This is a genomic window from Taklimakanibacter deserti, from assembly GCA_003574785.1.
Map to the genome: position 1 here is coordinate 1 of QORU01000006.1, position 23,209 is coordinate 23,209.

Below are 23,209 nucleotides of genomic sequence, written 5' to 3' on the forward strand. Positions count from 1 at the left end.
ATGCCGCCAAAGGCGGCACCGGCGAAGCTGGCGCGAAGCGTCCTGGACAGTGCGAGCACGGCGCTACAATCGACAATCACGGAACCTTCTCGTCCTCTCTTCTCGCGGGGTTACCGCCCCGCAAGACCTTGACTTGTTGGTGGGAGGTCCTCTCCCCCGTTGGGGGCGAGGGTGGTTCGCTACTCCGGCAGCCTGTCGGTGCCCGGCAAGGCCTTGCCGGTCTCGAGGAGGCTCTTGAGGCTCGACAGGATGGGCGGCCAGCCTTCCGACACGGCGCTGATGAATTTGCTCGGGCCTTCCGTCTCGGCCTCATGCGTGATGGAAAGCTTCATCACATCGCCCTGCGGCTCGATCTCGATCGTGCAGCGCGTATAGCCCTCGGCCTTGAGATCGGGCGAGATTTCGTGGCGCCATTTGATGACCAAGCGCTTCAAGGGATCGATGTCGACGATCTCGCCCGAATCGGCGAGGCGGCCGTCGGCGAAGAGGATCTTCCAGGGGGAGCCCTTCTTCCAGTCGGACTCCTGATGCGCCCCGAACCAGTATTGCCGGTTGAAGTCGGGATCGATCAGCGCCTGCCAGAGCTTCTCCGCGGTGGTCTTGATATGGATCACATAGACATAGCTGGGCTTACTCATCACTTTTTCCTTCCAGTTCTCGCTTGAGGTCGGCGAGCGCGCGCAATCTTCCGCGCTCGAATTTGTCGATCCAGCGATCGGCGATCTCGAAGATCGGCGTCGGGTTGAGATAGTGCTCCTTCTCGCGGCCGCGGCGCAGCGTCACGACCAGGTTGGCCTCCTCGAGGATCGCCAGATGCTTGCTCACCGCCTGGCGCGTCATATCCATTTGCGCGCCGAGCGCCGACAGCGTCTGCCCGTTCCTCGCGCGCAGCCTGTCCAGAAGCTGCCGGCGTGTCGGATCGGCCAGCGCCTTGAAGACTGCGTCCATGCTCATCTTCCTCAATATGCAACCAAATAGTTGCCTGTCAAGGGACGAGAATCCATGGGGGCCAAAACCAAATGAATTATCGGGAATATTTTTCGACGAAGGCTTCCGCCGAGAGTGCCGCCATGTCGTCCACCGTATCGGCGAGCTTGTCATGCGGCCAGTCCCACCAGGCGAGCGCCGCGATCCGATCGCAGATCGGCGGTGCAAAGCGCTTGCGCAAGGCCCGCGCCGGCACGCCGGCGACGATGTCGTAAGGGGCGACGTCCTTGCTGACGACGGCGCCCGCGGCGATCACCGCGCCATGGCCGACCGTGACCCCGGGCAGGATGATGGCGCCATGGCCGATCCACACATCGTGGCCGATCGTCACCTTCTTCAGCATGCGCTCCGCGCGGAAGCGCGCGTCGAGCTTCTTGCCGAGAAAATATTCATTCGGCCGATAGGTGATCTTGTGCTGGCTCACCCTGTCCATCGGGTGGTTGAGCGCATTGATGCGCACATCCGACGCGATGGCGCAGAATTTACCGATCTCGGCATAGATGACCTCGGCATGGCGCTCGACATAGGAGTAGTCGCCGAGCGTCGCATCCTTGAACGAGACGCGCTCGGCGAGCGATGTGAAGCGCCCGAGGCTGGCATTGCGCAGTTGCGCGCTCGGATGGATGACCGGCTCGCCGTCGCGCGTCGCTTTCGGCGAATGGCGTTTCGGATGGCCTTTTGTCATGACCATCGACGATAAAGCAAAAGCCGCCCGTTAAGGAGCGGCTTTGCACAATCCATTGCTGATCGACTGATCAGGCGGCCTTCTGGGCGGCGATGCGCTTCTCGACGCTCTTCTTCAGGCGACGGGCCTTGAGCGAGAGGCTCTCGTCACGCGCCTTGGTGAGGAAGGCATCGAGGCCGCCGGCATGCTCGACCGACTTCAGCGCGATGGCGCTGACGCGGAAATTGTAGCCCTGCCCCATGGCATCGCTGATCAGGTTGACGCTGCACAGGTTCGGCAGGAACCGCGTCTTCGTCTTGTTATTGGCATGGCTGACCTTGTGGCCAACCTGGGCGCCTTTGCCCGTTAACTCGCAACGACGAGCCATTTCACTGCTCCAACTCAAAAATCCTGGAAAGAGGCGGCTCGTATAAGGGCAAAGGCCCTTGAAGGTCAAGCCTGTGGCCGGGCTTGACCCGGCCACCCAGACATAATGTCACCAATGGTTGTCTTCCCATTTTGACGCAGAAAGTAAACGCCGATGCCGGAAAATCGATGATGCCGGGTTAACAGCGGCGTCCGGCCTTGTGGCCGGTCTCCTCGAGGTCACAAGATATTGTGCTAACATCTTGGAACAAATAAGGAAAATCGAGAGATCAGCGATTCGGACACGCTCTGTTCCGGAAGGAGAACGCTTCCTTAACGCCGAGCCGCATTTTAAGCGCTTCCGGGTGACAATTCATAAACCATGAGGTCTCGAGGCGCCGCCGGGATTAACTTTTTCCCATCGATCTGCCTATCCTCCGCGAAGCTCCATCCGGCTCCCACAAAATCCTGACCCAACGAAATAAATGCTCAGCCTACGGAACAAAGCCTGAATCGGGCCCTGGTCAGCGATTCGGACAGGGTTTGTTCGCCTTTGAATCCGAGCGTTAAAGGGATGGCAATTTCGTCTGCCTAGATCACGATCGCTTCAGGTTGAACCAACCTGAAGCGATCGTGATCGGAATCTTTTATTTGGCGCGTGATCGGACGGAAAACCGGCATCCACTTTTCCTGATCACGCGCCTTGGCCCTTGACCGGGACCGTCCCGGCCCTCAAGTGAAGATTCATAAAATGCCCGCCTCCCGTAGCGTAACAGCCGTCCTCGGCCCCACCAACACCGGCAAGACCCATCTCGCCGTCGAGCGCATGCTGGCCCATGGCACCGGCATGATCGGCCTGCCTTTGCGCCTCCTGGCGCGCGAGATCTATGACCGCGTGCGCCTCAGGGTGGGCGATCACGCGGTGGCCCTCGTCACCGGTGAGGAGAAGATCATCCCCGCCACCCCGCGCTTCTGGGTGGCGACCGTCGAGGCCATGCCCTCCGACATCGATGTGAATTTCCTCGCCATCGACGAGATCCAGCTCTGCGCCGATTTCGAGCGTGGCCACATCTTCACCGACCGGCTGCTCAACCGGCGGGGCCGCGAGGAGACCATGCTCCTGGGCGCCGCCACCATGCGCCCCATCATCGAGCAACTGGTGCCGGGCACCACCTTCATCGCGCGTCCGCGCTTCTCCAAGCTCGCCTATGCCGGGACCAAGAAGCTGTCGCGCCTGCCGCGGCGTTCGGCCGTCGTCGCCTTCTCGGCCGAGACCGTCTATGCGGTGGCCGAGCTCATCCGCCGCCAGAGAGGCGGTGCGGCCGTCGTGCTGGGGGCGCTGTCGCCACGCACCCGCAATGCGCAAGTGGCTCTGTTCCAGTCGGGCGATGTCGATTATCTCGTGGCGACCGATGCGATCGGCATGGGTCTCAACATGGATGTCGATCATGTCGCCTTCGCCGCGACGCGCAAATTCGACGGCTTCCATTATCGCAACCTCAATCCCGGCGAGCTCGGCCAGATCGCCGGCCGCGCCGGGCGTTATCTCAATGACGGCACCTTCGGCACGACGGGCGATGCCGAACCCTTCGATGCCGACACGGTGGAACGGCTCGAGACCCACAAATTCGACAATGTGCATGTGCTGCAGTGGCGCAATCGCGATCTCGATTTCCGCTCGATCGAGGATTTGAAGCGCAGCCTCGGGCATTTCCCGCGCATAGGGGGCCTGACGCGCGCCCAGGCCGGTCCCGATGTCGTGGCCCTCGACACGCTCTCGCGCGATGAGGCGATCTTGGGCCTCGCATCCGGTCGTGCGCAGGTGTCGCTGCTCTGGGATGTCTGCCAGATCCCCGACTACCGCAATATCAGCTCGAGCGAGCATGCGAGCCTCATCGGGCGCATCTTCGAGTTCCTGTCCAGGGACGATCGCCGCATACCCGAGGACTGGTTCGCCCGCCAATTGAGCCACTGCGACCGCTCCGATGGGGACATCGACACCTTGTCGAACCGCATCGCCCATGTGCGCACCTGGACTTTTGTGGCAAACCGGACAGACTGGCTGGAAGCGCCGCTCTTCTGGCAGTCGCGCACCCGCGAAATTGAGGACAAACTATCAGATGCCTTGCATGAAAGGCTCACACAGCGTTTTATCGACCGCCGCACGAGCGTGCTCATGCGTAGGTTGGCCCAAAAGGAAGAGTTGATGTCGACGGTCGAGGAAGATGGCGCCCTTCATGTGGAAGGCGAATACGTAGGGCGCATCAAAGGATTTCATTTTATTCCCGATGGTGGCGATGGCGCCACCAAGACGGTGAAGGCCGCCTCCCTCAAGGCCGTGGCCAGCGAGATCGCGGCGCGCGCCCAGACGGTCGCCGCCTGTCCCGATCCCGATCTCTCATTGACCCGGCAGGGCCAGATCGTCTGGCAGAATGCGCCGATCGCCAAGCTCGAAGCGGGGCCGTCGCTGCTCAAGCCGCGCATCGTGATCATCGCCGACAATCAGCTCTCGGGGTCTGACCGCGAAGCGGTGCAGGCGAGGCTCGAGAAGTTCCTGAGCCGGCACATTGCCAATATCGTCGAGCCGTTGACCAAGCTCGAGGAAGGCGAAGGCCTTGCCGGAACGAGCCGCGGCATCGCGTTCCGCCTGGTCGAGACTTTGGGCGTCCTGCCGCGCGACCAGGTGGCGCAGGAGATCAAGAGCCTTTCCCAGGAAGAGCGCGCCGCCTTGCGCAAATTCGGCGTGCGCTTCGGCGCCTTCAATATCTTCGTGCCGCTGCTGCTCAAGCCCGCCGCGACGCAATTGCGCCTGCTGCTCTGGGGCTTGGAGAAGAGCAAGGACGGCAAGTTCGATGTCGAGACCCTGCCTGAGTCGCCGGGTCAGGGCCTGACCTCCGCGCTCTTCGACCGCTCGACGCCGCGCGGCTTCTATGGGGTGTGCGGCTATCGCATTTGTGGGCCGCGGGTGGTGCGCATCGACATGCTCGAGCGCCTCGCCGACATGATCCGCGACCGGGTATTCTGGCGTGCGCGTTTCCCCGAGGAGCCGCGACCGCAAGGGTCGGTCGAGGGCGGCGGGTTCGCCATCGTCCCCGATATGATGTCGCTCGTCGGTTGTTCCGGCGAGGAGTTCGAGGCCATTCTGCGGAGCCTCGATTTCCGCATGCAGAAGCGCAAGGTGAAGCGGCCGGCATCAGCCACGGCGACTGTCCCGGAAGCGCAAGCCGCGGCAGCGGAAGGCGCCACCGCTGAAGCCGCCGAGCCGGCGGAGAGCGCGACGATTGCCGCAGAACCGGCCGAAGCTCCAACCCTGGAAACGCCTCCGCTCTCTGAGCCCGAGCCCGAAGCAACGGTCGAGACCGTTGTGGCGGCGGAGGCAACCGAGATCGAGGCCGCGGAACCGGCTCCCGAAGCTCCGGCCGAAATGCCGGCGGAAGGGACCGAGCCGATTACGGTTCCCGAGACGCCTGACGCCCAGGCGGCCGTGGAACCCGCCATGGAAGAAGTCGAGATCGATGTCTGGTGGCCCAAGGATACGGGGCCCTTCCGCCGCGAGCGGCCGAAACCGGATGCGCGGCCCCAGCAGCATCGGCATAAGCGCAAGGAGCGGACGGACCGGAAGCCTCAGCCGGAAGGCTCAGGCGCACCGCCGCCCAAGGCGGCCAAGCCGCAGCGGCCGCGGCCCGAGCGTCGGCCGGAAAAGCCGATCGATCCTGATTCGCCTTTTGCCGTTCTGGGGGCGCTCAAGGCCCAGCTCGCCAAAAAGACGTGACCGAGACGCGTCAGCGCATAGATAAATGGCTGTGGTTCACCCGAATGGTGAAGACCCGGACCCTGGCCCAAGCCATAGTGTCGCAGGGACAGGTTCGGGTGAACAAGTCGAGGGTGGTGAAGCCCAGCCATGATGTGGGTCCCGGTGATATCCTGACCTTGGCCGTCCATGGTCGGGTGCGGGTCGTCAGGATCTTGGGCGTCGGCACGAGACGGGGGCCCGCCAGCGAGGCTCAGACCCTCTTCGAGGACATATCTGCTTCCGAAACGACGCCGGCTGCGTCGGAAAAGCTGCTGCACAAGCGCTAAAGCCTTGCTATAGAGCGTTCGGAATAAAGAACGGATTGTGCGAATGACTTATATCGTCACGGAAAACTGCATTAAGTGCAAGTACATGGATTGCGTGGAAGTTTGCCCGGTGGACTGCTTCTACGAGGGCGAGAATATGCTCGTCATCCATCCGGACGAATGTATCGACTGCGGCGTGTGCGAGCCCGAATGCCCGGCCGAGGCGATCAAGCCCGACACCGAGCCTGGGCTCGAAAAGTGGCTTGAGCTCAATACCGAATATGCGCCGAAATGGCCGAATATCACGATCAAGCGGGATGCGCCGCCCGATGCCAAGGAATTCGACGGGGTCGAGGGCAAGCTTGAGAAATATTTCTCACCCGAGCCCGGCGAAGGCGATTAGGGATCGAGTGCGATCCGAAAAGATCGTGTGCAAACAAAAAGTTAACCAATAAGGGCGGTTCGAGTTTCGCTACAGGAGATGGCGTCCGAGCCAGGGAGCATTAACCTTTTCCCCAGCAAATATCGTTTGTTACGCAAAATTATACCGTACACGGACTGGCCGGACTTTAATTTTCATTAAAGCCGTGCTATATTCCCTCATGATGTAGAAAAGACTTACGGAAACGATCCCGGGCCCCCAAAGCTCGGATTTTTTTCGCCTAAAGTGCCTGTCTACCGCTGGAAAGGGGCTCGAGATCCCCATCCGCTGGACGCCCTGGGCGAGATCAGAAGATCGGCCGTTTGCCTGAGGCGCAGGCTTTAGCTTGCGCCATCGATAGGTTGCGAGGCGAAGGAAAGCCATGACCAAATCGAAGACCAAGGCGAAAGCAAAAACCCATAAACCCGCTCAGAAGAAGAAGATCGTGAAAACCACAGCCAAGAAAAAGCCGGCCGTGAAGGCCAAGACTGTTGCCCCTGCCAAGAAGCTGAAGTCGATTGCCCGTCCGGCCCCGGCCAAGGCAGCGGCGAAGCCCGTTCACAAGCCCGAGGCGAAGGCCCATCCGGTCCATCCGCCGAAGCCCGTCCACGCGCCGAAGCCCCAGGCTCATGCGCAGGCGGCCAAGCCCGCTCATGCGGCGAAGCCGGCCCAGCCGCATCCGGCCCCGGTAGCGGCCCGTCCGGCGGCTCCGCCCCAGATCACCAATATGGCCGACAAGCCGGTCGTCGCGACGCCCGCGGCCAAGAAGCTTCTGTTCAAGGTCAATGAGCTGATCGTCTATCCGGCTCATGGCGTTGGCCGCGTGGTGCAGATCGAGGAGCAGGAGATCGCCGGCATCAAGCTCGAGCTCTATATCGTCGACTTCGAGAAGGAGAAGCTGCGCCTCAAGGTGCCGACCTCCAAGTCGGAGCAGAAGGGCATGCGCAAGCTCGCCGACAAGCCCCTCATCGATCATGCGATGAAGGTGCTGAAGGGCCGCGCCCGCATCAAGCGCACCATGTGGTCCAGGCGTGCCCAGGAATATGAAGCGAAGATCAATTCCGGCGACCTGATCGCAGTGGCCGAGGTCGTGCGCGACCTCTACCGCTCCGAGCGCCAGCCCGAGCAGTCCTATTCCGAACGCCAGCTCTTCGAGCAGGCGCTGGAGCGCATGGCGCGCGAGATCGCCGCGGTGAAGAAGATCGACGACGACATGGCGATCAAGGAGATCGAAGCCTTCCTCGCCAAGAACGCCCATCGCAACACCAAGGCCGATGACAGCGTTCCGGCGGAAGAAGCCGCATAAGACGACCGCATCACCGATGCACAAAGCCCGGCTCAGGCCGGGCTTTTTGTCTTGCGTCGGAGGAATTCCACTTCGCCGGGATACGCGCTAGAATCCATGGCCGCCCTCGAGGCGGCCATCCGCCAAAACCCGGCAGGCGATCATGAGCCAGCAAACCACCGTCACGCCGCGCACCAAAGTCAAAGCGAAGGTCGAGCGCCCAAAACTTTGGAAGGTGATCCTGCTCAACGACGATTTCACGCCGCGCGAATTCGTCGTCGTGGTGCTGAAGACCGTGTTCCGCATGAACCAGGCGCGCGCCTACAGCGTGATGATGACCGCGCATCAGAAGGGCGCCTGCGTCATCGCGGTGTTCACCAAGGACGTCGCCGACACGAAAGCGAAAGAGGCGACCGAGCTCGGCAAGAGCAAGGGCTATCCGCTGTTCTTCACGACGGAGCCGGAAGAGTAGGGTTGGGCTCACCCGTGCCGGAGCGTCCCGGATGGGGCGCTTTCGCGAAATTTCCCTGAATTTTCCCTGTATCCGTGCGCGCGACCGCCCCCTTACTCGCGGGGACCGCTTTTGGTTGCACGGAAATCGCTCAATTCATTGTGACGCGGCAGAGGGCGTCTCCTGACCCTGAGGCTTCGTATCGAAGGGCGTATCCATTTGGATAAACCAGAGAGGAACGAGCATGACCAAGCTTCACAAGACCCTGATTGCCACCGCCGCTGCTTTGGCGATGGGCGCTGCCGGTTTCGCCTTCGCGGCCAATCCCATGGTTGGCGGCGGCGAGATGTTCCCGGAAAAGAACATCGTCGAGAATGCCGTCAACTCCAAGGACCACACGACATTGGTCGCCGCGGTGAAGGCGGCGGGCCTGGTCGAGACCTTGCAGGGGGCCGGCCCCTTCACCGTCTTCGCCCCGACCAACGAGGCCTTCGCGGCTTTGCCCGCCGGCACGGTCGAGACCCTGCTCAAGCCCGAGAACAAGGACCAGCTCGTGAAGATCTTGACCTGCCACGTGGTGGGCGCGGAAGCCTTCTCGAAGGCGATCATGAAGATGGTCGACGACGACAAGGGCAAGCATCCGGTCAAGACGGTCGGCGGCTGCACCTTCACCGCCATGTATGACGGCGGCAAGGTGATGATCGCCGATGAGAACGGCGCGGTCGCCACGGTCACCATCGCCGATGTCGACCAGTCGAACGGCGTCATCCATGTGATCGACAAGGTGCTGCTGCCGAAGATGTAGGCTGATCGGGGTCCGGAAAACACCCCCGATTTCCGGATGCCGATGCACGGCGGGAAAACCGCCGTTTCAGGAGAAACTTGGGCCCGGTTCGCCGGGCCGCTTTTTTGCGCCTGATCCGGGGTTCCTTCCTGCCCGCGAACCCTATATAAGCGGCCCCGATGCGACCCCGTAGCTCAGCAGGATAGAGCATCAGATTCCTAATCTGAGGGTCGGAGGTTCGAATCCTCTCGGGGTCGCCAAAAATCAAGCAAAATCGGGCTCTTTTAGCGCCTGTGGGACTAAATTGCCCCACGGATTTACAGGGCTTTTTACGGCCATAGTCCCACCGCCCCTCCCACCCCCACCCCGCGTAACGAGTGACGGGAGAAAAGGATGAGCTGCCCCTGTGACACTTGCGGCCTTCTCGACTCCAGCCGGAAGATTCTTCGGGAGGCGGTAGAGACCTTCAACCCGACGCACATTGTCTCGATGGTCTCTGGCGGCAAGGACAGCGCCGCGTCCCATCAGGTGGCAAGAGAACTCGGCGTTAAGATTGACGCCGTGATCCACGGCAATACCCGCTGCGGCATTCCTGAGACGAGCCAGTTCGTTCGGGACACCTATGGGGCTATGGGCGAATTCATCGAGGCGGACGCCGGCACGGCTTACGAGGCCTATGTCATGCGCAAGGGCTTCTTCGGCAAAGGCATCGACGCCCACGGCTTTGCCTATCGCATCCTCAAGGCCGACCCCTTCCGGGCGGCGATCTCCAAGCACTTTCGCAAGCGGAAGCGTGGCGTCCGCGTGATGCTCTTGAATGGGGCCCGCAAGGCGGACGGAAGCCGCCGTCCTCTACCCGCATTGGGGCAAATGGCTTTCAGAGCTTGAGCGTGAGGCCCTGCGCCTTCACGGTTTCGGGTGGGGCGATCCCTTCCCGCGCAAGCTGGACGGCCAAGGCGAACTATTCCAACCCATGTGCAAAGACTGCGTCAAAGAGGCCGCCTGATGCGAATGCTCCTTCAAGACCCGCACGAATGGCACCCAGTCCCTTGGGCCACTTTCCCCACAGGGCTTCGACAACGTCATGTACTGGCTTGAGCGTCCGCCATACGAACGCCGCGCCAAGTTCTTTTCCGAAGCGGGCCCACATTGGGAGTATCGCCCCACCCCCATCCTAACGACTGACGGAGGGAGATGATGGACACGATTGACGTGATACAGATGAGGTTCGTGGCGGCGCGCGACCTCCACAAGACCATCGTGGATGAGGTCCCGCAGCTCAAGCGAGGCATCCTCTGGTGCACGAAATGCGGCCACACGACCAGCATTGATGCGGCTGACGCCCTTCGCAACGGCTGGCCTCGCCACTGCGGCTACACCATGACGATCGACAGCCCAGAGGAACGCGCCGCTCGTCGCTCCCCCGCCACCAACGGGAAGGAATAGGAAGCATGACGGAGGAACTGATTGGGAGGCTGGAGTCTGGAGACGGCGAAGACCGCAAACTTGATGCAGCGCTTCTATACATTGCGGATCGCGAGCAGTATGAGCGGTGTCAGGCGCTTTATGTCGAGAAAGCAGCCGAGGCTGCGAAGAACGGCTTAACGAACCGCGATTTAGCTTGCTGGAATTACGGTTTCAGCGCCTGTCCGCACTACACGCTCCGCCTGGACGCCGCCATCTCCCTCGTTGAGAAGATGCTGCCGGGAGCCGAGTTCAATCTGACAAATCTTTATGGCGTAGCTCAGGCAGAATTGCCACTCAACCATTCGGAGCGTGGCTGGGAGACTGGCCGGCACAAAGGCGGAAGCCTTCCTCGCGCTGTTCTCATCGCCATGCTCGCCGCCCTATCCCGCCAGGAGGAGTAACATGACGGACGACGAACTGAAGGCGAAAGTTGAGCAAGGGGCAAAAGCTGCTTTTCTGTGCCGTGGGGGCTTCTCTGGCTCGGACGGCATGACCTGGGATGAAATGCCGGAACCCGTTCGAGACCGATGGCGGGCCTACGCTATGGCCGTGCTTGTGGCGACCGCCGAATCCGCCCCACCCTCCCCGCACAAGTTGCCGGAGATGGTGGAGAGACTGAACGACGAGGTTTTGCCGAAGCTGGAGACGAGGCTCGCCAACGCCGCATATCGGGGTGACGACATTGCGCTCGACTTTGAGGAAGCCAAGGCCCTTATCGCTTCAATCGAACAAGCCGCCGCTGCCCTCTCAGCAGCGCAGGAGGCTCTGGAGCCGTTTGCGAAGGAAGCCGAGCACTGGAACGATATTCCCGGCGTTGTCCGAACCTATGATAACGTCGAGCTTTGGCAAAATCCCAACTATCAAACCAAGCTCACCGTAGGCGACCTTCGCCGCGCCCGCGCCGCTTATAAGGGGGAGTGAATAGATGGCGGCCACCATTGAACAAATCGAGGCAGCGCGCGAGAAACTTGACCGCGCCGATAAAGCCGTCGATGCAGCGATCAGCGTCGTGACTGACGGATTGATGAAGCCACACCGAGGATGGGCGATGGCCTGCAAGAATCTTATGGACCGCCGCGATCAGGCGCAGGACGAACTCGACGCCCTGTTGACCCCACCTAGCCCCCGCCCCTGACATCTGACAAAGGAATGAGAAGATGAGCGAAGAGACGTTTGAACAATTTTGGAAGTGGCGCGAAGAAATGCGCCGCAAGCATCGCACGATGACTATTGGCGAGTACATGGCATGGTGCCGTGGCGGCGATGCGATCTCCTGCCCTTCAAGTACCGATGCTTTTCCTGGAGGGATCACCATCCTACTGAACACGCCGCCTATTATCGGAAAGGTTACTGACTAGCCTCCAGCCCTCCCCCATGCCAAACTGGCGGGCATGGCGAAACATACAGAACAGCTCATGGTCTATGACGAGAGACTTGGAACATCGAGAGGCGTCACGCTGGAACTCACCGGGCCGGAACTCGTCTTGCAGGCTCTCGATCGAGGATGCCTTAATACCGAGATCCTCGCCAATGCGATATACGGATCGCCGGGGAACAGGTGTGTGGTGGAGGCGAGGGTGATTGTGAAGGATCGAATGGGAAAGGTGAGGCGCTAGCGATTCGGATCGACCTCCTTCAGCGTCCTCTTCCTGACGCCCTCCCGCATCGTCACCCGATAAAATCGGTCCTGTCTGCCGCACTCAGGGCAAGGCGCCCATTTCCCGATCCAAGCTATGGGATAGTTCGGCTTTTCCTTGGCGAGCCATGCTCGAATATCAGCATCCTCAGTGTGTCCGCAGGCGCAGTCCAGGAGAAGATGATGGCGGGCAGGGTCCAGATCTTCCAGGCGGATATTGAACAGGGGCTTGTAGAGGTCGTGGTCCATGCTGCCGGCAGTCTGCCAAAACAAAAAGAGCCCCGCCAGCGTTTCCGCTGACGAGGCTCCGGGGCTTCTACCAGGGGTCTGGCAGAAACTACTTCCCTTCGGGCCGCTTATCCAAGCCGGCCGATCCGAGCACGTCGGCGACATCATCGACATGAAGACAATCGACCATGCAGGCATAGTCGGTCGCAGACTGAACGACCGCAATCGTCCCGTTGCAGTAATCATTGCCGGGCACAGCGCTGTGCAGCACCCCGAATGCAACAATCTTCCCGCCTTCCAGCTTTACGATCTTGTCGCCGTTCTTGGCCTCGCGGCCATTTCTGTAGTGCATTTGAACTTTCTCCTTTGGTTGAATTTACTTAAGGCACTCTCTACGAATGTCGCGCTTGATCGACTTGATCGACTCCTGCTGAGACCGCGGCATCATGTCGATCTGGGCATCGGTGAAGCTCAAAGCGGCGCGGCGCTTCTTCGTCCACTTCTTGCACCAGGATCCAGCCCCGACGACAGGCGGGCCGTCGTCCACTCCAATGCAAATGATGCAGATGATCCTGCGCTCAGAGTGGGCGCTTAAGCTCATCGCGCAAAGCATCATCAGAATCAGTGCGAGCCGTTTCATCCTCTTCCTCCGTGATGGCGACTTGGCGGTCGAGCTCGTCGCGCTCCTTGGCGGCCTGGCGCTCTTCGCCCAACTGTTCGAGCTTCTGGTCGCGCCTCCAGTCCTTGAAGACGCGCGCCAGGAAGTTGCCGAGCGCGTCGAGCGCCTTCCCGGCCAGCCAGCTGAGCCCTGGTATCATTTCAGTGGGCCCGGCTCCGCTACCTGGGCCTCGGTGACGACGCCAGGCTTTGCTTCGGCCTTCGTCGCCACGACAGGCACATCAGGGTTGAACAAGTTTTGCTTGACCGTGCCGGTACCGGCAAACGCCTTAATCGCGAGGAGCGCCGCTGCCATAAGGCTTCCGGCCAGCGCTTGCAGCGCCAGCGGAATTGAAACCACGCCGCCGCCAGTGCAGGCCGCAACCTCGACCACGTCAGGCGTCGCCGGGTTGTCGCCGGTGCAGCCCAGGAGGGTCATGAGCCAATTGATGATGTAGGGCACGACCAGCACGAGGACGCCGCTCCCAAGAATGTAGGTTTTGATGGCATTCCAGTTCATATCGAAGTTCCTTCTGTGAAGGCGCGTGACCCCGACGCGCCGCGGGTTTCAGGTGATGAAGAAAAACAGCACCGCTTGCGGCACCCCGACGGCCAGGAAAGCCCCGAGGCAGAACATCCCGAGCGCCAACTGCGATTTGCGGTAGCGGCAATGGTGCAGGTAGCCGGCGAGCATGAGGACGGCGCCGACGGCCATCGCGATGAGGGCGAAGGTGATGGCGGCGATCATGAGAACAGCAGGAACGGCGCCGCGAGGACGCAGACGACGCCAGCGAGCATGATCAGCGCGCCACAAGCGCCGATCATGGCATCACGCGAGTTGATCAGGATGGACCGGCCACCCCAGACGAGGGCGAGCCCGCCGAAGAAGAAGACCGCCGCGGCGCCGATCATGCCTGCACCCATAAGCCGTCGCGCAGCCAGCCATGCCAGTGCCCGACATCATGAACGGACGGATAAAGCGTCGGCGCTTCGTAATTGCCGTTGAACTGCCACGATGGGCTTTCACTCGGCTTGTGCCCGATACCGGCTCGCAAGGGCCCGACGCTGCCGCATCCGCACGGACAGCAGAACCGGAAGATTTTGCCGTCATAGCGGAATGAGCCCGGCACCTTGCCGCACCCATACTCACCGTAGAAGTCCGCATCGTTCGGAAGATGGGTCGCCTTGATCGGCGCCGGCAGGGTTACCTCAGCCATGAAAACAAACCTTTCAGCCATGCCATAAAGCCCTTGCGAGGCGCAGGGGCGGGCACCGGCGGGGCGGCGTCCCCTATGGCAGGCCGCACAGGCTCGACGGGCTTGGTCGGCGGGCTGACGGGCTCCGCCGGCGCTTCAACGTGAAGGGCCTTGACGAGCGTCAGGAACGTCCTTGCGTCGTGAAGCGCGGCATTCAGCCCGTCGCCCTCGTAGTAGCTCATGCCGGGCTCGAGAATGAATCCCTTGTGCCCCCTGATCGCCGTCACGACAGGCAGCGAAGCCCATTCCATCGCCAGGTTATTGGCGAAGGCCTCGGCGGTGATCGCGCCGGCCATGTATGCGCTGAGGCGGCGCTTCTCCAGCAAATGCACGGCCATCCGGTCCTGAAGGTCCGGGGTCCAGACTTCCTTGCCGGTCAGGCCCATTTCCTTGATGGTGGCAAGCAGCGTCGCCCTGATGAACTGGTAGCCGCCGCAGGCCGTCGAGCGCGAGCCGTTGTCGAGCATCTTCCGCTGGAGCGCCAGGACGCTGTTCAGGGGCATGATCGAGACATCGGTCGGCGTGCCCTTGGGCAGCTTGGCGCCGCCGTAGATCTGGCCGTAGCCTTTCGGCGCTTCCTTCGAGCGAATGGCGGCAAGCAGGGCTTTGAGTGCGGGGGAGATCATGCGGGCCTCTACATTGTCGGGGTTGCGAAGAAGCAGATCACGCCGCTGCCATCCTCAGGCTTGCGGTTCCGCTCCCAGATGCAGGCATAGAACAGGTGATCGGCGGTCGGCGGCGCCTGGACGCGCGCCCATGGGATCAGGGCATAGACGGGCGCGACGGCCTTCGGATTGACCGTGCGCGCCTGCTCGACCGTCATCTGCAGGAGATAGCCATATTCGGTTTCGGAGACCCATGCGGGGTCGACAGGGGCGCAGTCATTACCCCCACAGCATTTGCTTTGACTGACGGGGTCGGTCGTCGAGCTGTACCAGTCATGCGCCCGCAGTGGCTTAGTGGCCCAAACGATGACGAGAAACAGAATCAATGCGGCAGCCGTCCAGCCGAACGCCTTGCGAAGCGGGTCCATCAATTTGCCGTGTCCTTCTTGGTGCGCTCTTCGATCACCGCGACCAGCGCCTTGATGTCGGCAATGGCCTCGCCGGTTCGGCCGAGCGTCTCTGTGATCGTCCGCAGGCTCCCATTGATATTGGCGATCCGCTCGTCTTGGAGCTTGTCGTTATTCTGCACCAGGGTCAGATCGGTCGAGTTCGACTTCGCGACGATGATGGCGTCGTCAACATCGCCCTTCCACTGGATGAGATAGACAAGGCCGCCCAGGATGGCGAGCAACAGCCCGCTGTTGAGCGCCTGCCCCAGATTGATGGTGGCTTGAAAGACGGGCTTCGGGATCGTCATATCCTTATCCTCCATCTGCATTTCGATGCCGCCCCCACTTCAATGAAATCACCCAAGCCAGCGTCGCGATGTTCGTAATCACCAGCGTGCCGATCGCCTGCACCGTGAACTTGGCCCACCATTGCGGATCGCAGCGGAAGGCTTCGGTGAACAGGCTCTTCGCATCGTGGTACCAGCGGCCCGCCGCATCGAGGCGCTCGAAGGCGTCGATCACCATTGGGCAGGTCAGGTCAGGGAGCCACTGCCCTTGAAGGGCGAGGACGGTGGACGCCTGCAGCACGGTCATCGCCAGGCCAGCGGCGAGGAAGATGGAGAGGCCGCGCTTCATAGCGACGGCCGCAGGATCAGATAGCTGCGGGCGCTGTCCTTGCTCGCCGCCGTCGTGACCGCCCAGCTCTGATTGCCGGTCGCATTGACCGTCTTGTATTGCGACGAAGACGTCATCGACGTGGCATCGGAGCCGGTGTTGGCAAGCCTTGTGATGACGGCCGACCAATTGCCGTTGGTCGTATCGCTGTCACCGGTAACAGCGGTGTTGGTCTCGATCGCCGCGGCTCCGAAGATGGTGTCACCCTCGGTGACCGAGACGGTCGCAGCGGCATGGGTCGTGTTTCCGTCTTGGGTTCCGGTTGCGTCGGCGGCGACGAACAATACCTGCTGACCGGCGCCCGGCTGGACTCGGTAGACCTGGATGGCCTTGGCGGCTGTGTTTGGCGAAAAATTCGCCGTGACAGTTCCGCTCGAAAGCGCATTCGTGACCGGAGCGGTGAATATCCCGAGCGTCGCACCGTTGCCGGCGACGCCCGGATCACGGTTGATGAGCGCACGTTGCGTCCAGGTGTTGCTCTGAGTGTCGCTGACGGAGGTCAGAGACGCATCGCCGCCGCTGCCGTCATTGTCGGCCGCAACAACCGCGACGAGCCAGTCGCCGGTCGATGCCGTGACGGTCGCTCCCGTCGCTTGGGTCGCCGCGTCGGCCGTACTTGTGCCGTTGCCCGCATCGGAGATCGTGAGCGGCGTGACGCTGGCGACCGCAAAACGATACGGATCGATCAGAAAGCCGCCGGCAGCGACCTGAACCGTCAGGACGGAAAGCGCGATGAGGGAGGCGAAGAACCTGCGCATTACTGATGCCCTATCAGACAGATTTTCAGGCCCTTCGCAGTCGTGCCGACGCCGTCGATATCGGCGCTCATCGCCGCGTCGTCGGCCAAGGCCGAGTCGCTGATCACCGCCGGCGTTGCCGCCGTTGTCGACGTCAGTTCGCCAATATCGATCGTGAGCTTCGTCGAAATGATCGTCGTGCCGGCCTCATTGATGTCGACGGTGATGAGCGTGCCGGCGGCTGCGTCATTGACCGATGCCCGAACCGCCGTGACGGTGAAGGCATAGGGCATTCGCCATGTGGCTTTGGCGGTGCCAGTGGTCAGGTCCGTGGTTTCATCGGAAAGCGCGATGCAGAAGCTCTCCGTCTTCAGCGTCATCCGGGCGTCTTCGATCGAGCCGGTCGAGAAGAACGACGTCGCGCTATCGCCGGTCAGCGCCGCGCCCGCTTCCGCGTCGCCCGCCGCATAGTTGCCGGTCGTGTCCGTCGTGAGCGCGACCGAATTCGCCGCGATTGTCGGGCTTGGATATGTGCCCGTGAGATCGCCGCCTGCGGAGGTCGAAGCGGAAACCACAGCCACGCCCTCGATCGACAGGACGCCGCCCGACCCCGACAGGGTGTTCGCCGTGCCGTTGGCGAGCTCGACCGTGCCGACCGTCGCGGCATTGTTGCCGATATTGAGCGCGCCGGCCGTGATCTGGGTCGCCGCGATCGACTTGCCGGTGAGGGTCTGGGTGCCGCCTACCGTGACGACCGATGCCGAGTTCGTGCCGGCGACGTCCGTCCGGAGGTCGCAGGAGCCGGTCAGGCTCAGGAGATTGGCGCTGTGCGTCAGGAGGCAGTCTGTCGCGTCCCAGGTAACGACGGCGCCGGTCGCGAAGGCCAAGTCGTCGCCGACGATCACGTCGTCGCCCGACGTCACGTCGCCCGCCGTCGCCGTGACATCGACCGATGCCGTCACGCTGCCGGTCACCCCGACCGTGTCGTCGAAGCTGTAATCGCCGGTGACCCCGGTGAAGGCCAGGTCATTGGCGCTATGGGTGATGACGACGTCACCATTGCCCCAATCGATCGTGCTCGTCGCGGCGAGGAAGTGGCTCCCGGTCGGGTCGGCGGCCTCGCCGATGGTGAAGTCCGTGCCGCCGCCGAGGTTGCCGCCGAGCTCGGGGTCCGTGTCTTCCGAGACGTTGCTGATGCCGCCGCCGGCACCCGGGCAGGGAATGGCCTCGATGCTGCCGCCGGCACCCGTATCGTAGGTGAGGCAGTCGCCATTGTCCGGCGTGTCACCGTCGATCAGGTCCAGTTCATTGATGCCGATGGCGTCGTCGGCGACTTCGGCCTGGGCAATGGCGTTGTCCGCGACATTGGCGTTCGCCACCGCATTGTCGGCGAGCTCCGTCGTGGTGATCGTGTCGGCGTCGATGTCCCAAACCGTGCCGCTGGAACTGACGGTAATGTCGCCCTTGTCGCCGTCGGAAACACCCGCGCCTGCCGGCAGATCGTCCCAATCGACTTTCCGCAGGTCGCCTTCGGCGCCGTAGATCAGGACGAAGTCGCCGGCAGCCGGGGAGGCTTCGGTGCCGATCTCGGCGAGCGCCAGGCTTTCATAGGCGCCGTCGCTGTCGTCCCAGCCGGCGAGCACGTCGAAGCCGTCGTCGGTCAGCGTGACCGTGCGGCCCTGAATGCTCGTCAGGTTGGCGAGCGTGTCGATTGCGGTTTCGATATTACCTTCGGTCGTGGCCGAGATCGAAATGTCCGGATCGGTGCCGAAGACGAGGGCGCCCGTCCCGGTCTCGCCCGTCACGGCCGATGCGAGGTTCGCCGAGGACGGCGTCGCCAGCCAGGTCGCCACGCCGGAGCCCAGCCCGGAAACGCCGGTCGAAATTGGCAGGCCGGTCGCGTTCGTCAGCGTCGCGGCCGACGGCGTGCCCAGATTCGGCGTCGTCAAGGCCGGCGAAGTGCCAAATACGAGCGCGCCCGAGCCCGTCTCATTCGTGATCGCGGAGGCAAGGTTCGCGCTCGACGGCGTCGCCAGCCATGTGGCAACGCCGGTGCCGAGGCCCGACACACCGGTCGAGATCGGCAGGCCCGTGGCGTTGGTCAGGGTCGCTGACGACGGGGTTCCAAGCGCCGGAGTGACGAGCGTCGGCGACGTGCCGAACACCAAGGCACCCGAGCCGGTTTCGTCGCCGACGATCGCCGCGATCTCGGCCGAGGTATCGAGATCAGCCGCGACCAGGCCGCCGGCTGAAATCGCCGCGTCGAGGCAGGCCAGTTCTTCATCGATATTGATGATGAGCTGCGGGCCGCTCAGAACATCGGTCGGACTCGCCGTGTCGACGGTGAGGTCGCAAGCGGCATGGGCGCCGACGCTCAGCCAGAACCAGGCGAGCGCCGCCAAGAGGCAGCGTTTAAGCATGTCAGATTTCCCAGGGGTCAGATGATGTCGTGAATGTCCGGAACGGTGTGGATATCCGGGACCAGATGGATGTCGCCGACGGAGCCGTGAATTTCCGGCGCCTCGTCGACCAGGATCAGCTTTGCCGAAAAGCGCGGGCCCGGCTTGATGTCGTCGACATAGAACCGGCTATAGACCAGCCCAGCCGGCCCAGCGGCGAACAGCGCGCCCTCGTCGATCCCGGCGTCATTGGCGACCGGCGTCGTGAACATGACCTCGCGGGTCCGGCCGGGCGTGACCGACTGCGCGACGAAGACTTCGGCATTGAGGCCGGACAGCGCGATGCCGGTCGTGCCGGCGATCATGTCGACCTCGCCGTCGAGGATGACGCCGACGATGTCGCCGTCGCCGTTGTAATGCACCTTACGGATGCCGGCGGTGACATGCCCGGCATTGAGCATCGGGTGATTGACGCCGATCAGCGAGCCGCGCGGCGTCGCCAGCCAGCGGTTGCGGGTCTCGAAGCTATAAGACGCTGAGCGCTTGCGCATGATGGCGAGGTCAAGGCGGGCGCGGGCGTCGATGTTGTAATCGGTATCGATGCTAGGATAGCGGACTTCTTCGAATATCGTGGCGTTCGTGACGTCCTTGCCGTTGGCATAGACGAGGCGTTCCGGCTGCGTGATCCAGTCGTCGAGGCCGTCGTCATAGGTCACGCGCAGCGCGTGGGGTTTCCGGTCGAACGTCTTCTCGACCGTCCAGTTCCAGAAATCGCGCGGGCCATATATCTTGATCGGCGCTTCGTTGGAGCGGTCCTTCTCGATCCAAGGCGCCCATTTGCGCGAGCGGACCAGCTTGGCATGACCGGCCTGATAGCAGAGCGACAGCGCATCCTCGACCGAACCGCCCTCGATGATGGCGTTGCAGCGCTTATCGTTGTCGGCGCAGAACTCGGCCCAGGCACCATGCGCGTCGTCGTCGAGCAGGCTCGTGGACAGCGGCCGGGCATTCAGGATTGCATCGTCATTGCGCAGGATGTCATACGCGATCTCGGCCGGGTTCTCGCTGACATGCGGCTCGGCCGTCCACTGCTGCAGCGTCCGGTCCCATTTGTATCGGACATAGCCGTCGGCGATGAACGTGATGTTGTCGAGCTGGACGTTGCGCAGCCGCATCTCGACCGTCGTGAGGCCCTCGGGGTCGAACGGCTCGGCATCCCAGATGCGGCTGACATATTCCAGCGTGCAGGTCGACCACATCAGCGCTTGGTCTTCGAGGCACTCCCACGGATCGGACGGCCCCGTCCTGAACGCCACCCACCAGCGCGCGTTCACGAATACGCCGGTGTTGCGGAAATCATAGGTGTTGTTGGTGAAGTTCATCTCGGCCGGCAGATACCCGACGCCGCGCCTGATCCACAGCTCATCCGTGACATCGATGTCGATCGAGGCCGGATCGACATAGATCGTGAGGATGTTCGGATCGCTGACCCCGACATGGCTCGCGGAATTGCCGGTGCCATAATAGGTGTGAGCCGAATAGCCGCCGCCGCTCTGCGCCGTCGTGTTCGCGAAAGCGGCGCGCCATGCCGTGCCGGAACCCGGAGCCGACAGGCCGCCCGGGTCGGCGGCGAATTCGATGGCGACCTTGGTGCGAACTGGCCCGCGGAAATTCGCGACGAAATGCACTTCCGGCAGGTATGTCGCCCCAACGACCGCGCCGGCATATTCAGCGCCCCGCGGCGCGAACAGAAGCTGGAAGGCGACGCCCGCTTTCGCGTCCGCCTTGCTCTGCGCGAGGCCGCTATCGAACAGCAGGTCGATGACGATGCGGTCGGGGAGGATCTTGCCCAGGCGAAATTTTGAATGGATCGGGAAGTCGAGCCCTGTCGACGACTGGTGCACAAGCTCGATGCGCTCGTCGGCGCTGACATTCTGCTGCAGGTTGAACTCGGACAGCCGGCCGCCCTGCTCCTGCCAGACCACCTTGTCGTTGAGCACCAGGGGCCCGTCGCTCGGCAGTCCGCTCCGGATAAACGGCCCGCCATCGACAAGGCCGGCATCCGGGCTGCTGCCGTTGACCAGGATGCCGCTGATGTCGTGACGCCCGGCAAGACCGACGCAAATCTTCGCATAGGCGTCCTCGCCCTCTATCTCGACATAGGGCGGCATCAGAAACGGTGCCGCGACGCGCTTGCGGCCCTTGACGCACGGCACCTGCTCATAGGGCTGGAGCACGTTCGACGAGAAGCCCGACGAGCCGAGCTGCTTCGTGCTGCCGGCGCCGCTACTGCCAGGGGTCTTGGGCTTCGGCGCCAGTTCGGCGAGCAGGAGGTTGCCGCCGATGCCGATCGCGGCGCTGACGAGCGGCCCGATGCCGGGAATCAGGTTGGCGAAGATCTGCGCCGTGATGATCCCGATTTGAGCGATCGGGGTGAAGTCTTCATCGCCGGGCAGGACGCCGAAGGCGACACTGACGCCCTTGCGCGGACGGACCAGATGCCAATGTTCTGGCCGGACGACGTTGCCGCCGACGCGGGCGACACCATGCGTCCACATTTCCAGCGGCAGCTTCGGCGCCATGTCGCGCGCCATGTCGGCGAGCGAGGTGCCCTCCGGATAGTCGCGCAGCAGGACCGGCGCCCGCCCGATCTCGGGGCGGAAGGAGACGAGTTGGTTCATCAGGCGGAAGCGCCGATCACGTGGATGTCGTAGGTGACTGATGTAGAGCCCGCCGAATTGGCGATGTTGATCTTGTCGACGGTGCCGGCGGTGACTGTCCAGCCGCCGACCGGCGCGGTGACGAGGAAGACCCCGCTCGGCGGCAGCGTGATGGTGTGGGTTGCGGCACCGAAGGGGCCGGTGAAGCCGTTCGACGAGGCCGGCTTGATGACGACGCTGTTCGTGTTGCCGGCGGCGGCCTTGATCCAGATGCCGCGGACCTTGACGAAGGTCAGCGTGGCGCCGAAGACATCGGCAAGAGAGCCAGCGAGGTCGAGGTCTTCATTCGCCGAAGCCGAAAGCGTGCGCTGCGCCCTATATTCGAGATCGCACTGCGAATTGCCGGTGCCGGATGTCAGCTCCTGGTCGGTCGGGGAATTGCGCGAGGTCAGCGCGCTCAGCGGCGTAGATGCCGGCATGTAGACAGTCGCGAAGCCCGACCGCTGAAGGATCGAAGAAAACTGGCCCATTATTGCAGTCCCCTATGACGGCAGAATTCGGTGATGCGGTTGCGCAGCGCCTCGATCGGCTGAAGCTGCGATGTCTCGTTGCGCTGGATGTGCAGAACCTGACGGCGAGGCCCGACGAGCCCGATATGGACGGGACGCCACACGGTGCGGCCACCGATCTCGACCGGGGCGCGCATCCTGACGAAGTCGAATTCGCGGGCGGCGTTCGGGTCGATCGACAGCCAGGAGCCGTCGTGTCGGCCGGTCTCGACGACCTCGCCCAGCGCCGCCCCATCCTCCGGACCGACCGTGTCCCAGAGCGGAATCGGCAAGCCTTTGATCTCGACTACCGGCAAGCGCGCCAAGCCCCAGCAATCGACCCCGGAACGATCCCGGCCGAGCCTGAGATAAGGCAGCCCGACATAGGCAGCGGTCCATTCCATCAGAAAAAGTTCATCCAGTAGAACTTCGAGCCGATGACGCGCTGCACCGGATACGGGAAATTGGCGTAGAGCTCGTGGCTGAACTCACCCTCGAGCGCCAGCGATGTCCCGGTGATGCGCATCACGTCGAGCAGCTGCCATTGATCCTGAATGGTCTCGGTGTCGTCCTCGAGCACCTGGCGCAGGTCGACCTGGGGGTTGTCTTCTTCGACTGTCTTGAGCAGATCCCAGACCTCGCGGGTGACGTTGGAGATGCGCATCCGGCCCGTCGGGATGCCGTGGCCGTCGGTGGGGGATTCGATCTCGAAATTGAACGCCGTGTAGGTATTGCCGTCATGCGTGACGTCTTGCGTCGACAGCGCCAGCCGCTTCGTCGTGAAGCTCGAATGCGACAGGCTGAACAGGTGGATGAGGCCGTTCTGGTTGTGGAGCGTGATGACGGCGCGCCGGCCGGCGGTGGTGGCGGGCATG

The 23,209-nt window shown here is 62.6% G+C and carries 33 protein-coding genes and 1 tRNA gene; 14 read left to right on the forward strand and 20 right to left on the reverse strand.

The genetic code is table 11. The annotated features are described in order from the left end of the window. Positions 1 to 179 precede the first annotated feature (179 nt). The 4 genes from DS839_RS13230 to rpmB all read right to left on the reverse strand — a co-directional run bounded on the left by DS839_RS13230 (position 180) and on the right by rpmB (position 2,039). Positions 180 to 638: an SRPBCC family protein gene (locus DS839_RS13230; RefSeq protein ID WP_119270823.1), complete on the reverse strand. Its 459-nt coding sequence runs from the start codon at positions 636 to 638 to the stop codon at positions 180 to 182. After that, positions 631 to 948, reverse strand: coding sequence for an ArsR/SmtB family transcription factor (locus tag DS839_RS13235; protein ID WP_162918494.1), 318 nt, complete (start codon positions 946 to 948; stop codon positions 631 to 633). Before DS839_RS13235 ends, DS839_RS13230 begins: the two co-directional genes overlap by 8 nt. Positions 949 to 1,024: 76 nt before the next feature. Then, the gene (locus DS839_RS13240; RefSeq protein ID WP_119271214.1) at positions 1,025 to 1,672 is read right to left on the reverse strand and encodes a DapH/DapD/GlmU-related protein; all 648 of its coding nucleotides are present in this window, start codon (positions 1,670 to 1,672) and stop codon (positions 1,025 to 1,027) included. 70 nt (positions 1,673 to 1,742) lie between these two features. After that, positions 1,743 to 2,039: a 50S ribosomal protein L28 gene (gene rpmB, locus DS839_RS13245; RefSeq protein WP_119270825.1), complete on the reverse strand. Its 297-nt coding sequence runs from the start codon at positions 2,037 to 2,039 to the stop codon at positions 1,743 to 1,745. Positions 2,040 to 2,768: 729 nt separating this feature from the next. Here rpmB and DS839_RS13250 point away from each other — a divergent pair. The 13 genes from DS839_RS13250 to DS839_RS36420 all read left to right on the forward strand — a co-directional run bounded on the left by DS839_RS13250 (position 2,769) and on the right by DS839_RS36420 (position 11,842). After that, positions 2,769 to 5,789 (forward strand): helicase-related protein, encoded by a 3,021-nt coding sequence (locus DS839_RS13250; RefSeq protein WP_119270826.1) that lies wholly within the window; start codon positions 2,769 to 2,771, stop codon positions 5,787 to 5,789. After that, on the forward strand, positions 5,786 to 6,097 hold the full coding sequence (locus DS839_RS13255) for an RNA-binding S4 domain-containing protein (RefSeq protein WP_119270827.1): 312 nt from the start codon (positions 5,786 to 5,788) through the stop codon (positions 6,095 to 6,097). Before DS839_RS13250 ends, DS839_RS13255 begins: the two co-directional genes overlap by 4 nt. 43 nt (positions 6,098 to 6,140) lie before the next feature. Then, positions 6,141 to 6,479, forward strand: coding sequence for a ferredoxin FdxA (gene fdxA, locus DS839_RS13260; protein WP_119270828.1), 339 nt, complete (start codon positions 6,141 to 6,143; stop codon positions 6,477 to 6,479). Positions 6,480 to 6,879: 400 nt separating this feature from the next. After that, complete coding sequence (locus DS839_RS13265; protein ID WP_119270829.1) at positions 6,880 to 7,803, forward strand: CarD family transcriptional regulator; 924 nt, start codon at positions 6,880 to 6,882, stop codon at positions 7,801 to 7,803. A 142-nt stretch (positions 7,804 to 7,945) separates the two neighbouring features. Next, positions 7,946 to 8,254: an ATP-dependent Clp protease adapter ClpS gene (gene clpS, locus DS839_RS13270; RefSeq protein WP_119270830.1), complete on the forward strand. Its 309-nt coding sequence runs from the start codon at positions 7,946 to 7,948 to the stop codon at positions 8,252 to 8,254. Between the two features lie 223 nt (positions 8,255 to 8,477). Continuing rightward, positions 8,478 to 9,038, forward strand: a complete 561-nt coding sequence (locus DS839_RS13275; RefSeq protein ID WP_119270831.1) for a fasciclin domain-containing protein — start codon at positions 8,478 to 8,480, stop codon at positions 9,036 to 9,038. 162 nt (positions 9,039 to 9,200) lie between these two features. Then, positions 9,201 to 9,277: transfer RNA gene (locus DS839_RS13280), tRNA-Arg, on the forward strand. Positions 9,278 to 9,506: 229 nt separating this feature from the next. Next, positions 9,507 to 9,905 (forward strand): phosphoadenosine phosphosulfate reductase domain-containing protein, encoded by a 399-nt coding sequence (locus tag DS839_RS13285; RefSeq protein WP_162918495.1) that lies wholly within the window; start codon positions 9,507 to 9,509, stop codon positions 9,903 to 9,905. A gap of 309 nt (positions 9,906 to 10,214) precedes the next feature. After that, positions 10,215 to 10,463 (forward strand): hypothetical protein, encoded by a 249-nt coding sequence (locus tag DS839_RS13290; RefSeq protein ID WP_368911598.1) that lies wholly within the window; start codon positions 10,215 to 10,217, stop codon positions 10,461 to 10,463. Between the two features lie 5 nt (positions 10,464 to 10,468). Further along, a complete protein-coding gene (locus DS839_RS13295) occupies positions 10,469 to 10,885 on the forward strand; it encodes a hypothetical protein (protein WP_119270833.1) in 417 nt (138 codons plus the stop codon). A gap of 1 nt (position 10,886) precedes the next feature. Beyond that, positions 10,887 to 11,405: a hypothetical protein gene (locus DS839_RS13300; protein WP_119270834.1), complete on the forward strand. Its 519-nt coding sequence runs from the start codon at positions 10,887 to 10,889 to the stop codon at positions 11,403 to 11,405. 4 nt (positions 11,406 to 11,409) lie between these two features. Beyond that, positions 11,410 to 11,619 (forward strand): hypothetical protein, encoded by a 210-nt coding sequence (locus DS839_RS13305; RefSeq protein ID WP_119270835.1) that lies wholly within the window; start codon positions 11,410 to 11,412, stop codon positions 11,617 to 11,619. Positions 11,620 to 11,641: 22 nt separating this feature from the next. Beyond that, complete coding sequence (locus DS839_RS36420; RefSeq protein WP_162918496.1) at positions 11,642 to 11,842, forward strand: hypothetical protein; 201 nt, start codon at positions 11,642 to 11,644, stop codon at positions 11,840 to 11,842. A gap of 254 nt (positions 11,843 to 12,096) precedes the next feature. On the opposite strand, the gene DS839_RS13315 is transcribed toward DS839_RS36420, so the two are convergent. Beyond that, on the reverse strand, positions 12,097 to 12,369 hold the full coding sequence (locus DS839_RS13315) for a hypothetical protein (RefSeq protein WP_162918497.1): 273 nt from the start codon (positions 12,367 to 12,369) through the stop codon (positions 12,097 to 12,099). On the opposite strand from DS839_RS13315, the gene DS839_RS36425 reads away from it, so the two are divergent. After that, a complete protein-coding gene (locus DS839_RS36425; protein ID WP_162918498.1) occupies positions 12,368 to 12,943 on the forward strand; it encodes a hypothetical protein in 576 nt (191 codons plus the stop codon). The two genes, DS839_RS13315 and DS839_RS36425, sit on opposite strands and share 2 nt — an antisense overlap. Here DS839_RS36425 and DS839_RS13330 read toward each other — a convergent pair. Genes DS839_RS13330 through DS839_RS13395 form a run of 15 tightly spaced genes read right to left on the reverse strand, consistent with a single transcriptional unit; the run spans position 12,927 to position 23,208 of the window. After that, the gene (locus DS839_RS13330; protein WP_119270840.1) at positions 12,927 to 13,166 is read right to left on the reverse strand and encodes a hypothetical protein; all 240 of its coding nucleotides are present in this window, start codon (positions 13,164 to 13,166) and stop codon (positions 12,927 to 12,929) included. The two genes, DS839_RS36425 and DS839_RS13330, sit on opposite strands and share 17 nt — an antisense overlap. Next, on the reverse strand, positions 13,163 to 13,525 hold the full coding sequence (locus DS839_RS13335) for a hypothetical protein (RefSeq protein WP_119270841.1): 363 nt from the start codon (positions 13,523 to 13,525) through the stop codon (positions 13,163 to 13,165). Before DS839_RS13335 ends, DS839_RS13330 begins: the two co-directional genes overlap by 4 nt. Positions 13,526 to 13,573: 48 nt before the next feature. Further along, positions 13,574 to 13,753 carry a hypothetical protein gene (locus DS839_RS13340; RefSeq protein ID WP_119270842.1) on the reverse strand — a complete coding sequence of 60 codons (180 nt, stop codon included), beginning with the start codon at positions 13,751 to 13,753 and terminating at the stop codon, positions 13,574 to 13,576. After that, positions 13,750 to 13,929 carry a hypothetical protein gene (locus DS839_RS36430; protein ID WP_162918499.1) on the reverse strand — a complete coding sequence of 60 codons (180 nt, stop codon included), beginning with the start codon at positions 13,927 to 13,929 and terminating at the stop codon, positions 13,750 to 13,752. Before DS839_RS36430 ends, DS839_RS13340 begins: the two co-directional genes overlap by 4 nt. Continuing rightward, positions 13,914 to 14,222: a ubiquitination-like system serine protease family protein gene (locus tag DS839_RS13345; RefSeq protein ID WP_119270843.1), complete on the reverse strand. Its 309-nt coding sequence runs from the start codon at positions 14,220 to 14,222 to the stop codon at positions 13,914 to 13,916. Before DS839_RS13345 ends, DS839_RS36430 begins: the two co-directional genes overlap by 16 nt. Continuing rightward, positions 14,210 to 14,887: a lysozyme family protein gene (locus tag DS839_RS13350; protein WP_119270844.1), complete on the reverse strand. Its 678-nt coding sequence runs from the start codon at positions 14,885 to 14,887 to the stop codon at positions 14,210 to 14,212. The genes DS839_RS13345 and DS839_RS13350 overlap by 13 nt, the downstream gene beginning before the upstream one ends. 8 nt (positions 14,888 to 14,895) lie before the next feature. Continuing rightward, positions 14,896 to 15,294: a hypothetical protein gene (locus DS839_RS13355; RefSeq protein ID WP_119270845.1), complete on the reverse strand. Its 399-nt coding sequence runs from the start codon at positions 15,292 to 15,294 to the stop codon at positions 14,896 to 14,898. Further along, complete coding sequence (locus tag DS839_RS13360) at positions 15,294 to 15,623, reverse strand: hypothetical protein (protein ID WP_119270846.1); 330 nt, start codon at positions 15,621 to 15,623, stop codon at positions 15,294 to 15,296. The genes DS839_RS13355 and DS839_RS13360 overlap by 1 nt, the downstream gene beginning before the upstream one ends. A gap of 4 nt (positions 15,624 to 15,627) precedes the next feature. Continuing rightward, the gene (locus tag DS839_RS13365; protein WP_119270847.1) at positions 15,628 to 15,951 is read right to left on the reverse strand and encodes a hypothetical protein; all 324 of its coding nucleotides are present in this window, start codon (positions 15,949 to 15,951) and stop codon (positions 15,628 to 15,630) included. After that, entirely contained in the window at positions 15,948 to 16,748 is an 801-nt protein-coding gene (locus tag DS839_RS13370; protein ID WP_119270848.1) for a hypothetical protein, read from the reverse strand. Before DS839_RS13370 ends, DS839_RS13365 begins: the two co-directional genes overlap by 4 nt. Then, positions 16,748 to 19,147, reverse strand: a complete 2,400-nt coding sequence (locus DS839_RS13375) for a beta strand repeat-containing protein (RefSeq protein WP_119270849.1) — start codon at positions 19,145 to 19,147, stop codon at positions 16,748 to 16,750. The genes DS839_RS13370 and DS839_RS13375 overlap by 1 nt, the downstream gene beginning before the upstream one ends. A 17-nt stretch (positions 19,148 to 19,164) precedes the next feature. Further along, entirely contained in the window at positions 19,165 to 21,807 is a 2,643-nt protein-coding gene (locus tag DS839_RS13380; RefSeq protein ID WP_119270850.1) for a phage tail protein, read from the reverse strand. Next, a complete protein-coding gene (locus tag DS839_RS13385; RefSeq protein WP_119270851.1) occupies positions 21,807 to 22,316 on the reverse strand; it encodes a hypothetical protein in 510 nt (169 codons plus the stop codon). Before DS839_RS13385 ends, DS839_RS13380 begins: the two co-directional genes overlap by 1 nt. Then, entirely contained in the window at positions 22,316 to 22,738 is a 423-nt protein-coding gene (locus DS839_RS13390; protein ID WP_119270852.1) for a hypothetical protein, read from the reverse strand. The genes DS839_RS13385 and DS839_RS13390 overlap by 1 nt, the downstream gene beginning before the upstream one ends. After that, positions 22,738 to 23,208: a hypothetical protein gene (locus DS839_RS13395; RefSeq protein ID WP_119270853.1), complete on the reverse strand. Its 471-nt coding sequence runs from the start codon at positions 23,206 to 23,208 to the stop codon at positions 22,738 to 22,740. Before DS839_RS13395 ends, DS839_RS13390 begins: the two co-directional genes overlap by 1 nt. Between the last annotated feature and the right edge of the window lies 1 nt (position 23,209).